The sequence below is a fragment of the Bacillus sp. FJAT-18017 genome (genome assembly GCF_001278805.1).
Classification (GTDB): Bacteria; Bacillota; Bacilli; order Bacillales; family Cytobacillaceae; genus Bacillus_D.
This window is the reverse complement of sequence record NZ_CP012602.1, coordinates 1,735,146-1,748,403: the sequence shown is the minus strand read 5'-3', so window position 1 is coordinate 1,748,403 and position 13,258 is coordinate 1,735,146. Positions and strand designations below refer to the sequence as shown.

General features: G+C 42.7%; 11 protein-coding genes. All 11 read right to left on the bottom strand.

Annotated elements, in window-relative coordinates:
- Positions 1 to 936 (bottom strand): primosomal protein DnaI, encoded by a 936-nt coding sequence (gene dnaI / locus AM500_RS07955; protein WP_043934143.1) that lies wholly within the window; start codon positions 934 to 936, stop codon positions 1 to 3.
- Positions 937 to 1,010: 74 nt separating this feature from the next.
- Positions 1,011 to 2,420 (bottom strand): replication initiation and membrane attachment family protein, encoded by a 1,410-nt coding sequence (locus AM500_RS07950; RefSeq protein WP_053598738.1) that lies wholly within the window; start codon positions 2,418 to 2,420, stop codon positions 1,011 to 1,013.
- A 124-nt stretch (positions 2,421 to 2,544) separates the two neighbouring features.
- Entirely contained in the window at positions 2,545 to 3,006 is a 462-nt protein-coding gene (gene nrdR, locus AM500_RS07945) for a transcriptional regulator NrdR (RefSeq protein ID WP_043934141.1), read from the bottom strand.
- A 260-nt stretch (positions 3,007 to 3,266) separates the two neighbouring features.
- Complete coding sequence (locus AM500_RS07940; RefSeq protein ID WP_053598737.1) at positions 3,267 to 3,656, bottom strand: hypothetical protein; 390 nt, start codon at positions 3,654 to 3,656, stop codon at positions 3,267 to 3,269.
- Between the two features lie 131 nt (positions 3,657 to 3,787).
- Positions 3,788 to 4,162, bottom strand: a complete 375-nt coding sequence (gene speD / locus AM500_RS07935; protein WP_053598736.1) for an adenosylmethionine decarboxylase — start codon at positions 4,160 to 4,162, stop codon at positions 3,788 to 3,790.
- 539 nt (positions 4,163 to 4,701) lie between these two features.
- Positions 4,702 to 5,733 carry a glyceraldehyde-3-phosphate dehydrogenase gene (locus tag AM500_RS07930; RefSeq protein ID WP_053598735.1) on the bottom strand — a complete coding sequence of 344 codons (1,032 nt, stop codon included), beginning with the start codon at positions 5,731 to 5,733 and terminating at the stop codon, positions 4,702 to 4,704.
- A gap of 466 nt (positions 5,734 to 6,199) precedes the next feature.
- Positions 6,200 to 6,802 (bottom strand): dephospho-CoA kinase, encoded by a 603-nt coding sequence (gene coaE, locus AM500_RS07925; protein ID WP_053598734.1) that lies wholly within the window; start codon positions 6,800 to 6,802, stop codon positions 6,200 to 6,202.
- Positions 6,799 to 7,647, bottom strand: a complete 849-nt coding sequence (gene mutM, locus AM500_RS07920; protein ID WP_053598733.1) for a DNA-formamidopyrimidine glycosylase — start codon at positions 7,645 to 7,647, stop codon at positions 6,799 to 6,801. The genes coaE and mutM overlap by 4 nt, the downstream gene beginning before the upstream one ends.
- Before the next feature lie 33 nt (positions 7,648 to 7,680).
- Positions 7,681 to 10,320, bottom strand: a complete 2,640-nt coding sequence (polA, locus tag AM500_RS07915; RefSeq protein ID WP_053598732.1) for a DNA polymerase I — start codon at positions 10,318 to 10,320, stop codon at positions 7,681 to 7,683.
- A 70-nt stretch (positions 10,321 to 10,390) separates the two neighbouring features.
- Positions 10,391 to 12,160, bottom strand: coding sequence for a two-component system histidine kinase PnpS (gene pnpS / locus AM500_RS07910; protein ID WP_053598731.1), 1,770 nt, complete (start codon positions 12,158 to 12,160; stop codon positions 10,391 to 10,393).
- Positions 12,157 to 12,873 carry a response regulator transcription factor gene (locus AM500_RS07905; protein WP_053601661.1) on the bottom strand — a complete coding sequence of 239 codons (717 nt, stop codon included), beginning with the start codon at positions 12,871 to 12,873 and terminating at the stop codon, positions 12,157 to 12,159. Before AM500_RS07905 ends, pnpS begins: the two co-directional genes overlap by 4 nt.
- Between the last annotated feature and the right edge of the window lie 385 nt (positions 12,874 to 13,258).

Sequence of the window (13,258 nt, the reverse complement as noted above, 5' to 3'; positions counted from 1 at the left end):
TTAAGCCCTTCGGTTAGGGCCATCAAGCATAACCGGCTCGCTCAAATACTTTATACGTTCCATAATTCTGCGGGCCTTCATTTTTTCTTCTTCTCCGCGCTGGCTATATGTTAAATGATGCTCTAACTGATCCAGATTAAAGTTTGATGTGAAGAAGGTCGGAAGCTTCTCGAGCATCCTGAATTGAAGGATTGGCCCAAGCACTTCGTCCCTTGTCCAGCTCGACATCGCCTCTGCCCCGATATCATCGAGCATAAGGATAGGTTCCTTTTTTAAAGCCTCAATCTTCTCGTTCAAGGTGTTATCACCAATCGCACTTTTCATTTCGCGCAATAATTCAGGCACATAAACAATCATTGAAGAAATTTGCTTCTTGGCCAATTCGTTCGCAAGCGCTCCAAGAAGGTAAGATTTGCCGACACCAAACTTCCCGTACAAATACAAGCCTTTTGGATTATTCCCATCGATGTAGTTCATCGCAAACATGGCAGCCTTTTCTGCTGCATCAAGACGTCCCGGTGAACCGCCAATATCCAGGCTCGCAAATGATGCTTGGAGGATTTCCCTTGGAACATGAAGGCTGCGGATCAACTTTTCATTCTTCCTTTTCTCATCATCCATCACTTTGCGAGGGCACCTATCGTATTGAACATCTATTGAGTTACGTGAAAGGACAAGATCAGGATGATAGCCCTGGATAATATTCCTGCACGACTCAAGGCTTTCACAATCCCTGCATTGCTTACTTTGGCTTGTGTATTCATAGAGCTTGACAAGGCTTCTTTCAACCATTCCATCCGTTATATCGAGCTTGTTTTTCTCAAGAAATGCTCTTACATCAGGGTCTGTAACAACCTGTTCTTTCATCTGTTCATACCGCTTCATAAAGCTTTCACTTGATGCAAGCCGTCTTAATGTTTTGTCAATGCGTTCCATAAGTTCCCCTCCCTTCTGGGTATATAAGCGAAACTTCTCTTACTTAATCAACAAGCTTACTAATGCCGGATATCCTACTCCCTAAAGGCCTTTAGTTTCTCTTCTACTTCCTTTTTTCGGGCTTCAAGTTCTGCAGAGGACTCCTTGCTTTCAGGACTGGCTTTGCTTGACTCCTCATCAAACCAATCCGGAAGTATTTCCTGACGGATTGTATTTTTCTTTGTCTGGCGCTTTGTCCCGGTGGAAGCAGGAGAGCCTGAGTTTTTCCATTCAAGGTACTTTTTGTGTTCCTTCCTTGAAAGATCTACTGCTTCCTTTGCAGTCTTTAGCTGCTTCCTCGCCCAATGGCTGGCAATCCGCTCAACATAACTTTTCGTCATCTTCATATCGCTTTTAATCATAACTGTTTGAATCAAAGCATTGATAACTCCAGGCATCAGCTTCTGATTGAACATGACATCCTCGATGATTTGCAAATCAGCTTTGGATGGCTCCGCTCCTCCAGATAAATCCCTTAAAACCTGAAGTGGGGATGCCGTCTCGAAATAGTGAATTAATTTTTCATCCTGCGTCTTTGGTTCTTCAAGCTGCTCTCTGTATGCGGGTGGCTGTACCCGCTCAACAAGGGCTGGCAGCTTGTCGTAATGGACGAATTGGTACCAATCCCGGGCAGCCTTCCTGAGCTCTTCCAAATCAATTTCATCATTTTCATTTAAAGCGCTTAGGACTATATTCTTCATTTGCATAACATCGATTGAATACAGGAAAGCCAAATTGCTAATGGCATCCTTTACTTTTTCATTGAGTGCCTTTTTAGGTAAAAGGGAATCACTTAGGCCTGAAATAAGCAAATTGAAGTCAAACGTTTCTTTTGGAATCTGAATTGGATTAGGTTCATTCCTGCCCATGAATGTTTGTCCCTCTTCCGCATTAAGGTCGACAGCATGGTCCTGAAGATAATGAATAGCGTCCGGCGGTGCCGAAGAGTAGACTTCCTGAAAGGCTTTTGTCACGTCCCGATACCCTTCATTCCCGTCCATCGCCTTGTCACAGAAGAACTTCTTCAGTCTGGCAAAATTATTTTTTCCTATTTTCCTGTATAAATAGACATTCAGCATTCCGTCCATAAAAAACTGTTCTGGACTAAGAGGCGGCTGCAATTCGTAGATAAACGAACGGGTTCCTTCTTCACTCTTTACATACGTCTTTAAAAGGCCAATGCCCTCAAGCTTTAGCCTCGCTTCATAAATTCCTTTTAGGTTCATTCCTGTCATATTCATCAGGAAATGGTGGGTAGAGGAATCAGCCCACAGCCGGTTTTCCTCCAGTTCTCCCCAAAGAGTCAAATAGACACTGAAGCAGTCCGGCCCTATCAGAGGCTGATAAAGGAAGGAGAGTATTTTTCTGTCATAATCATGAAGCAGTCCATTGGAAGCCACGACATAATGGTCTACCGGGACTAATTCCTGCCAATGTTGAGCCATATACCTTCACCTTTCCAACCTAATCTATAAGTCCACCAGTGGCAAACTTCCGGAGAAAAACGAGGCATCCGCTTTCGATTGCGAATGCCTGCAGAGCAAAGGGAAAAGAGTTCCCTTAGAATACTTATTTCTGTTCCTTTTTAATCAATTCTTTCAGCTCATCAATAAAGACATTTATATCCTTGAATTGGCGGTAAACAGATGCGAAACGGACATAGGCGACTTCATCAATAAGCGCTAGCCTGTCCATCACCATTTCACCGATTGCCTCACTTTTAATTTCCGAAACACCCTGGCTCCGGAGTTCCTTTTCAACATCTGCGGTTATATCTTCAATCTCCTTGAGTGGCACGGGCCGCTTTTCACAGGCTTTTATCAACCCACGCAGTATCTTGTCGCGGCTGAATTCTTCACGGGTTCCTTCCTTTTTTACAACAATCAAAGGGATTTCTTCCACCTTTTCAAATGTTGTAAACCGATAGCCGCACTTTTCACATTCACGACGCCTTCTTGTCGAGCGTCCTTCATCAACAGGCCTGGAGTCAAGTACACGGGTACCGCTATTTTGGCATGCCGGGCATTTCAAACTAAATCAGCTCCATCATTCCGGCCCTTCTCAAAAAAGGAGACCGGCGGGGATATTTAAATAGTTTCATCACCTTTAATCTTATTAAAAACAAACTTAATGTACAAGATTTATTCCACTCTTAATGGGCAGTAAGACCCCCAAAATCAAAATTTTAAGGTGAAAAAGAATTTGGGCAGGGGTCAACTGCCCATAAAGGTCCGATTGGTTCACCTAACAATCAGTGGGGGATGAACACCCCCACTGATTGAAGGTTCACTTTATTCCGCGTTTTTCCCAGCGCCAATATATGTATGCGCCTTGTCTAGTTCTTCATACAATTCAAGAATTACCTTTTTCAAGGCTGGATAATTACCCAAAGGTGAAAAACGTTCAGTGGATAGATGAAAATCGACCGCGGTTTCAAATGGCCTGACAGTTACAATAGTCGCAATTAAAAATGAAGCAAATGGATTGGTTATATCAGCAGCAATTTCACCACGCTCCTTCGAGGAGTCCGTAATGACCGTGCCCTTTCTTTTCTTTATGATGCCTTCAACTGTGACGAATAGCGTATCCTTATTGGCACGATAGTAATGGGTACGCAAATCAGCATCCCCATGGCCTTCATTTGTTTCACAGCTATTTCGAAAACGCGCAAATAACTTCAAGGTTCCTACCTCCATGTCTCTCTCGGGCTGAAAATATATCAGCAACATTTATATAATAAGTGTAACTCATTTTACCAATAAAATAAAAAGAGGCGCCTTCGTTAGCGCCTCGAATAGTAGTAGTTATGAAGTTACAGGGCTTTTGCCTGTTTAACCTGGACAGGGCCCATGCCACGTGGAAGCTCAATATTCTCCCGGGTTTTTGCATTCAAGGCGGCAGCAATATAATCTGCGGCAACATTTGGATTCAAATCTCCACACGTATATACATCAATGCTTGCATAGCCGTGTTCAGGAAAACTATGAATCGTCAGATGAGATTCGGAAATAATGACTACGCCACTTACTCCCTGCGGTGCAAACTTATGGAATGCCACCTCACGGATTTCCGCACCAGACCTTAATGCAGCTTCGACAAATGTTTGTTCAATGTAATCCATGTTGTTCAGTTTCTCAAAATCGCATCCCCAAAGTTCAGAGATCACATGTCTACCTAGTGTTTCCATATTCATTATCCCCCTCTAACATTTTTGCTTCCTTCCAGAAACTTTGTGCTGACGGCAGCCGGCCATTACCACGGGGGAAAGTTAGTCCAATGAGGTCCTAACCCTTTAAGTAATGAATGGATACCAGTTCCAAGAAGTTCACGATGACTAGTATACTTCCTTTATATTCATTTTGCAACCTGAGAAACTACAATACTTTGGTTTCTCTTTCCTTTTCCATTCCTGCTTCTTATGAATGACATTTTGGCTTCCTAGCGACCATGAAATGTCATTCATCACCTTTATGAATGACATTTTGTCCTCCTGGAGACCGTAAAATGTCACTCATCGCCTTTATGAATGTCACTTTGCCTACCTGGCGATCATGAAATGTCACTTATATTCACTTATACCAAAATACCCTTACAGTAAATGTTTTCCATTAGGGGGGGGCAACATCTATCTACTTAAAGGAGTGCTCTTTTAAAGTACTTAAACTTGTCCAAAAAAATAAAGCTGCCAACATGTGGCAGCTTTTAGAGTTGAAAAATCAGTGAAGGTTAACCAACTTTCATTTCGGACCTTTTAGAAATTTGCGATGCGACGAATTTTGCCAGTTCGACTACCCTTGACGAATATCCCCATTCATTGTCATACCAGGCAAGCACCTTTACTTTTCGGCTTCCCATTACCATGGTGGACAGCCCGTCAATGATAGCAGAATGAGGGTTCGTATTAAAATCAATGGAAACCAGCGGCTCCTCAGTATATGACAAAATCCCTTTTAATTCTCCATTGGCAGCTTCAATGAACGCGGAATTAACATCATCTATAGTGACATCCTTGTTAAGGTCTACAACCAGGTCAACCAGCGAAACATTCGGAGTCGGCACCCTTAATGCCATACCATGAAGCTTGCCTTTTAATTGCGGCAGCACTAGCGCAAGAGCTTTGGCGGCACCTGTTGTAGTCGGGATAATAGACTGGCCGCACGCACGGGCCCTTCTCAGATCCGGATGTGGATTATCGATATTTTTCTGATCATTTGTATAAGCATGTACAGTTGTCATCAAGCCATTATCAATACCAAATTTCTCATCAAGAATTTTGGCAACCGGTGCAAGGCAGTTTGTTGTGCATGAAGCATTTGAAATAATATCATGCTCATTAATGTTTAGTGCGTCTTCATTCACACCCATTACAATTGTGACATCCTCATTTTTACCCGGAGCAGATAAAATAACTTTTTTCGCGCCAGCATCAAGATGGAGAGCTGCTTTTTCACGGGAATTGAATTTGCCAGTAGCTTCAATCACAATATCTATATCCAATTTACCCCATGGCAGCTGCTCAGGGTTTCTGTTAGCCAGTAATTTGACCCTTTTACCGTTTACAATCAATTCATCTTCAAGAGGAACTATAGTACCTTCAAATGTGCCATGGTTTGTATCATATTTTAACAGGTGTGCCAATGTTTCCGCAGGATAACTGGCATTCACCGCGACAATTTCTATATCGTTTTCAAGGATTGCCTTCCGGAAAACCATTCTTCCGATTCTTCCAAATCCATTTATTGCTATTCTCGCCTTCATGTAACGGCCCCTTCCTTCATTTATGTTATACTTTTAAACTCATTTTTATAGAATTAGTATAACATATTTGTTAATAAAGGTGCCAAATAAAGTGTCATTTTTAAAAAGATTTCTCAAAAATAGTGTAACGTCTAGGATATGTTTAAAATTCATCAGAATACCATGAATAGTATAACCAATTCCCCTTGACGAGTATAGTATAATCTTTGCTATATGAGGCTGGGCTGTCCAAAAATGATGTATTGGTAACGTTTTGGATTCTGAAGACATGCGAAATGTAACCAATAACGTGTATTAGTAACGTTTCATGCTCTAGAGAAAGGTGAAATGTAACCAAGGAGGTGTATTGGTAACATTTTGGGGGCTTAAGAGAGGTGAAATGTAACCAATAAGTGAGTTGAACATTTCTAGTCTTAATCAAATAAAAATGAGGCCTCCAAAGTTTACTTTTGGGGCCTCATAAACGTTAATATCCTGCCTGCCACTTTTCAAGTATCTCCAATAGCTGGCGTTTTGTTTCCTCTACTGTACCGTTATTGTTGATGACAGCATCAGCCATGGCAGCTTTTTCCGAGAGCTGCATTTGCGAACCGATGCGCGACTCTGCCTCTTCTTTGGAAAAAGCATTCCTTTCCATCAGCCGGGTTAGCTGAACTTCACGATCCACATAAACAACAACTGTTTTATCAGCCATATACTGCAGCTTGCTTTCAAAGAGGAGCGGGATATCAAGGATGACCGTTCGGGCTCCAGCTTTTATAGCATCCTCCTTTTTACCAAGCATCCTTCTTCTAACTTCTGGATGTACAAAAGAATTTAATAACAGCCGCTTTTCTTCATTATTAAACACAATTGAGCCGAGTGCCGGCCGATCAATCCCGCCATCAGGCAGGAGAATGCTTTTTCCAAAGCTGGAGACTATTTTTTCATAGGCAGGTTCACCTGGCTCTACGGCGAGGCGTGCCTCAACATCGGCATCAATAACCGGCATTCCCATTTCCATACACATCCGGGAGACTGTACTTTTGCCGCTCGCGATTCCGCCAGTTAATCCAATTGTAAGTGTCATACTGTTCCCCCGCCATCCTGAAGCCTTTGGCAGTTAGGGCAAAAATGAGTGCCCCTTCCTCCAACAACACTCTTCGAAAGCGGATTCCCGCAGGCTTTGCATTCTTCATCCTTCCGTCCGTAAACAAGCAGCTCCTGCTGAAACATGCCCATCTGCCCTTGAGAATTTATATAGGATCGGATTGTACTTCCACCCTTTTCAACCGCTTCCCCAAGGGTTGCGACAATCTGGTCGTAGAGAACCTCGATTTCTTCCTCTGTAAGGGAGCTAGCGAGGCGCTCCGGATGAATTCTTGCCCTAAACAGCGCCTCATCTACATAAATATTGCCGAGTCCGACCAGTATTGTCTGGTCTAATAGAGCCGGCTTAATCTTTCGGTTGGTTCTTGCAAGCTTTCCTGCAAGATATTCCGGAGTGAATTCCACTGAGAAAGGCTCCGGTCCTAGCCCAAATAATGGCGCTTGTTCAAATTCTGTTCCTTTAAGGAATAAATGCATCGTGCCGAATTTGCGGACATCCCGGTACCTTAGTTCGAATCCATCTTCAAAGTGAAAAATTACGTGGGTATGCTTATTAACAGGTTCCTCCGCCGAATCAAGCGAATATTTTCCTTCCATGCGCAGATGGGAAACTAATGTAAAGTCATCAGTATAAAGAAGCAGGAACTTTCCCCGTCTGCCGATTTCAAGAAAACTCTGCCCCATTAGGGCATCTGTGAACTGTTCTGTATCCACTGGATTTTTAACCATTTTCGGCCAAAATACCGAGACATTTTTAATTTTTTTACCAATAATTAAATGTTCAAGTGTTTTTCGGACCGTTTCTACCTCTGGAAGCTCAGGCAATCGGGCACCTCCTTTTATGAAGAAACTGATTCATTATTTTGCATCGTACCATGACGGTCCGTATGAATAATCGACCTTTAAAGGCACCTTTAATTCGATTGCATTTTCCATAACTTCAGGAACAAGCTTTTCAAGTACTGCAATTTCTTCCTTTGGTGCTTCAAAAATCAATTCGTCATGTACGGAAAGAAGAAGCTTCGACTTCAGACCTTCTTTTCTTAACGCATCAGCCATCTCGACCATCGCTTTTTTTATAATATCTGCAGCAGTTCCCTGGATTGGAGTATTCATGGCTGTCCGCTCTGCAAAGCTTCTCAGGTTGAAGTTGCGGCTTGTAATTTCGGGAATATACCGCCTTCTATGCAGCAACGTGGTCACATAGCCCTGCTGCTTGGCGATTTTGACGATATCCTCCATATAGTCCTGGACACCCGGGTAGCTATGCAAGTAGCGTTCAATGAACTGGCCTGCTTCCTTCCTGGTAATCCCAAGGCTTTGGGAAAGACCGAAATCACTTATTCCATATACAATCCCGAAGTTAACTGCCTTGGCATGGCGGCGCATATTAGAAGTGACCTCATCTGCCTCGACATGGAAAACGGCCATCGCAGTTTTTGTATGGATGTCTTCCCCGGATTTAAACGCATCAATGAGCTTCTCATCATCAGCAATATGGGCAAGCACTCGCAGTTCAATTTGTGAATAGTCTGCAGCAAATATGACCCATCCTTCTTCAGATGGAACAAATGCTTTCCGGATTTTCCTGCCTTCCTCAAGACGGATAGGAATGTTTTGCAGATTGGGATCCGTTGAGCTAAGCCTGCCTGTAGCAGTTAGCGCTTGATTAAAGCGGGTATGGACTTTATCAGTTTTAGGGTCAACGACTTTCAAAAGCCCGTCAATATAGGTTGATTGAAGTTTTCCTAACTGCCTGTAATCAAGGATCAGCCGGATAATTTCATGATCTGCAGAAAGCTTCTCCAATACATCAGCTGATGTGGAGTAGCCTGTTTTTGTTTTTTTGCCATGCGGCATGCCTAGTTTTTCAAAAAGTATCGTGCCCAGCTGTTTTGGCGAATTGATATTAAACTTTTCGCCAGCCATTTCATGGATTTGTTCTTCTATGACAGCCAATTTTTCAAGAAGCTCTTTGCCCATCGCTTTCAATTGCCCAAGGTCCACTTTTACACCCGCAGATTCCATATCGGCAAGCACAAGCGTCAATGGCATTTCGAGCTCTGTAAAAAGTTCATACTGCCCGTTTTCCCGCAAATCCTTTTCTAAAAGAGGCTTTAGCTTACGGATAGCAATACCCTTCCGCACAAGATGGCCAGCAAGTTCTGCCTGTTCCGGAACTTTCCTTTTTGCCCCCCGTCCATAGAAGGTATCATCAGCCTGTACATTCTTTAACCGGTATTTCTTTTCAATCGCAGAAAGATCATCAAAGCTCGCGGTTGGGTCGGTAATATAAGCGGCAATGAATACATCGAATACGACACCCTTCAAATGAATTCCGCGGCGCCTAAGTGCAACCTCAGTACCTTTTGCATCGTACACGACTTTAAGGCTGGATTCATCCTCTGCCCATTCCTTAAATGCCTGCGACTCGAAGGCAATTGTTGAAGGAATAAAATAGTTCCCTTTTTCATTTACAATTGAAAAACCGATGATATCTGCATAATGGTAATTATCATCAAGAATCTCGACATAAAGTGCCGAATCATCTGTTAATAAATCAGGAGTTATTTCGTCAAGTATTTCAACGTCAACTTCGGTAAGCTCAGTGTCATCTGCTCCGACGCCCTCGTCTCCCCCTAATTTCTCTAAAAGTGAATTGAAGCCAAGCTCTTTATAAATCGAAATAAGTTTCTCCCGATCATAGCCCTCAAATGAAATATTATCGAGTTGAATCTCAACGGGAGCTTCTCTTGTAATCGTGGCCAATTCTTTGCTCATGATTGCCTGCTGCCTGAATTCTTCAAGCTTTTCACGCAGCTTTTTCCCGGAAACCTTGTCAGTCGATTCCAGGAGCTTTTCAAGCGTTTCAAATTCTTTTAACAGCTTAATTGCTGTCTTCTCACCTACACCTGGAACCCCTGGAATATTATCTGAAGAATCTCCCATAAGCCCCTTCATATCAATTATTTGCCACGGCGCAAGCCCGTATTTTTCTTTTATATGTTCCGGAGTATACTCCTCAATGTCGGTGATACCCTTCCTTGTAATTCCGACAGTTGTTTTATCAGAAGAAAGCTGGGTTAAATCCTTGTCTCCGGAAATGACCCTGACATCATACCCTTCCTGTTCCGCCTTTAAGGAAAGAGTTCCAATGATATCATCTGCCTCATAATTTTCAAGTTCATATCGTGGAATTTGGTAGGCATCCAGCAATTCACGGATGAATGGGAATTGTTCGGAAAGCTCTGGCGGTGTTTTTTGCCTGCCGCCTTTATACTCGCTGAACGTGCTATGGCGGAATGTTGTCTTGCCGGCATCAAACGCTACAAGCATATGAGTCGGTTTTTCATCCTCAAGTATTTTGTTCAGCATCATTGTAAAACCATACACAGCGTTTGTATGGATGCCTCTTTCATTGTTCAGGAGCGGCAATGCAAAAAAGGCACGGTAGGCAATGCTGTTTCCGTCAATTAAAACTAATTTTTTCTTTTCCAAATCAATTCCTCCTCATTTCGCAAAACCCGCCAGACAGCTATAGCATGTTAAAAATTCCATCCTTAAACGGTCATCTTTTAGACCTGCCCCTGAATGACTTCCTGAACTCGAGAATGAATTCACTTCCATTGCCAGGGTTGCTCTTCACGACAATTTTTCCATGATGGGCTTCTACAATATGTTTTACAATCGCAAGGCCAAGGCCAGTTCCGCCTGAATTCCTGCTTCTGTCCCTATCCACCCTGTAAAAACGTTCAAATATCCTTGGAATTTCGGCCGGTGCTATTCCCATACCATTATCCTTCACCATCAGTCTTACCCTTTTCCCGGTATCTTGAACAGTTACTTCAATTTGCCCGTCCCGGGGAGTATATGCAATGGCATTTGACATTAAATTAATGATAACTTGCTTGAGCCGGTATGGATCTCCTTCCATCTCCAGTTGTTCTGGGTCATTGAAGACGTTAACCGTAATATTTTTTTCGGTTGCCCTTCCTTCAAGGAGAGTCGTGACCTCCTTCACAAGGCTTACGACATCAAATTTAGAAATATCGAGCCGGAAATTATGCTGTTCTATTTTTGATAAATCAAGTAGATCCTGAATTAGATGCTGAATCCTGTCGCTTTCCTTCTGTATAATCGAAAGGAAATCCCGAAGCGCTTTTTCATCGTTCATTGCCCCGTCAAGCAATGTTTCAGTAAATCCCTTAATAGATGTAATCGGTGTCTTTAACTCGTGAGATACGTTTGCAACAAAATCCTTGCGCACTTGCTCCAGTTTCTTGAGCTCAGTAATATCATGAAATACGAGCAAGACCCCTTTCCAGACACTATGGGTACTGATAATTGGGAGTGCTGATACATCAAAATGTCTTCGTTCAATCGAGATTGGAAGGACGACCTGCGCATGCTGCTTTTTCTCAGTGATAAAGATAGTTTCAATCATTTCATTAATTTCCGGGTATGGAATCGCCTCATAATATTGTTTATTAAGCACATCTGCCGAATCGACATCAAAAATATCGCTATATCCCCGGTTTATTAAGTTGATAAATCCGCGGCTATCAATAAGAACCAGACCGCTTCCGATATTTTCAATCAGGGTGGTCAGCCGTTCCTGCTGCATTTCCTGAGATCTGGCCATATCCTCGAGATTCCTGGCCAAAACATTGATAGAAGAACTCAGCAGTCCTGTTTCATCAACCTTATCTTCTACATAAGTACGTGCACGGTAATTCCCTTTGGCAAGCTCCATAGCAACATTGGCAGCCGATTCGATGGGCTTTGCATACCGCTTGGTGATTCTCATCCCCAGAAGCGTTATGATAATAAGAGCAAGGAAAAGGCTAATGGAAAGAAGCCACCATATATTTTTGTACGCATCTTTTAACTCACTTGATGCAAGACTTAGAAAAAGGTAGCCTTCGGTTATGTCTCCATTACTTATTTCAGTCCAATAATAATGTGTATCTTGATCATCTTTTAAGTTAAAGAAACGCTTCCGCTCCTTCTTACCGGAAATGGCGTCCTTCACCATTCCTTCGGTGTTTAAAGCTGCTTCCCTGCTGCTGTATAAAATATTGCCCTTTCTGTCAGCCAGAATAATACCTGCTCCCAGATCATCGCCAAACTTGCCCAATTCCTGCTTATCGGTGCCTTCAAGGCCTCCATAATCCTCTATATAACGGCTGACAAGGTTACCTTCTTTTTCGAGACGCTCATAGAACGAGTCGATATAATAATCCTTGAACAACTGTCCGAGTAAAAGTCCGAGACCAAGCAGAACTACAACAATCAGGAAGACAAGGGCAATTAAAAGCCTTGTCCTATATTTTGTCATTCTCCTTTAGGCTCCTCTAGTTTATAGCCCAACCCCCGGATTGTTTTAATATATTGCGGCTTTTTGGTATCTGACTCTATTTTTTCCCTAAGATGAGATATATGTACATCCACAATCCTTGTATCTCCTGCGAAGTCATAATTCCAGACGGTGCTAAGAAGCTGATCTCTGGTCAGGACACGGTTTTTGTTTTGTGCCAGGCAATTGAGCAATTCGAACTCTTTAAGAGTCAGTTCGAGGACCTCTTCATTGAAAAACGCTTCAAACCGATCAGGGTAGACCTTCAAGGCCCCAATCTGTATTGCTTCCTGTTCGACGGGCTCCTCCTGTTGCTTTTCCTGGAATTGAGCGGATCTTCGGAGAATTGCTTTGACACGGGCAAGAACCTCCCTCGGGCTAAATGGTTTCACCATATAATCATCCGCGCCAAGTTCAAGGCCAAGAATCTTATCAAGTTCATCATCCTTCGCTGTCAACATGAGGATGGGAATCATAATTTTTTGCTGGCGCAGCTGTTTGCACACTTCAATTCCGTCTATGCCAGGAAGCATGAGGTCCAGAATAATCATGTCCGGTTTATCCCGCAAAGCTGTTTCCCGGCCTTCTTCTCCATCCATAGCGGTGATTACCTCATAGCCGCCTTGCTCAAGATTGTACTTTAATAACGTAACAATAGACTGTTCATCATCCACAACCAGCACTTTTTTCTTCATAATGTCCCCCGGTTCTTTTATTGTTCTTCTACTTTTAAAGTTTCTATCAATTCTATAGTATAGGAAAAAAATAATGGCTTCAAGAAAAGCGAAATCTCCTGCGTATACCAAAATAGGTGCTGATTTATCCAGGTTTCCTTTCTGAACACATGTTAACCAAGCATAAAGGGACTTATTGAGTTTATCAGATTGCGAATATCCGGCGGGCTGCGTGTCCTCCGCTCCATTCAGTAAAGTCCCTGCCCTTTGGCATTTCTTTAAGCTTAAATGGCTTGGTTTAACTTCTATTTTTAGCTGAAGTGTTATCAAAAATGCCTACGAAATCATATGAACTCCGGACTTTTCCAAAAACAAAGAACAAAAGCGCAAGCGCCTTGGTAATCGC

What these genes read in the sequence shown, in the direction of transcription:
- dnaI (WP_043934143.1), bottom strand. Translation starts at nt 936, where the DNA reads ATGGAACGCATTGACAAAACATTAAGACGGCTTGCATCAAGTGAAAGC.
- AM500_RS07950 (WP_053598738.1), bottom strand. Translation starts at nt 2,420, where the DNA reads ATGGCTCAACATTGGCAGGAATTAGTCCCGGTAGACCATTATGTCGTG.
- speD (WP_053598736.1), bottom strand. Translation starts at nt 4,162, where the DNA reads ATGGAAACACTAGGTAGACATGTGATCTCTGAACTTTGGGGATGCGAT.
- AM500_RS07930 (WP_053598735.1), bottom strand. Translation starts at nt 5,733, where the DNA reads ATGAAGGCGAGAATAGCAATAAATGGATTTGGAAGAATCGGAAGAATG.
- coaE (WP_053598734.1), bottom strand. Translation starts at nt 6,802, where the DNA reads ATGACACTTACAATTGGATTAACTGGCGGAATCGCGAGCGGCAAAAGT.
- pnpS (WP_053598731.1), bottom strand. Translation starts at nt 12,160, where the DNA reads ATGACAAAATATAGGACAAGGCTTTTAATTGCCCTTGTCTTCCTGATT.
- AM500_RS07905 (WP_053601661.1), bottom strand. Translation starts at nt 12,873, where the DNA reads ATGAAGAAAAAAGTGCTGGTTGTGGATGATGAACAGTCTATTGTTACG.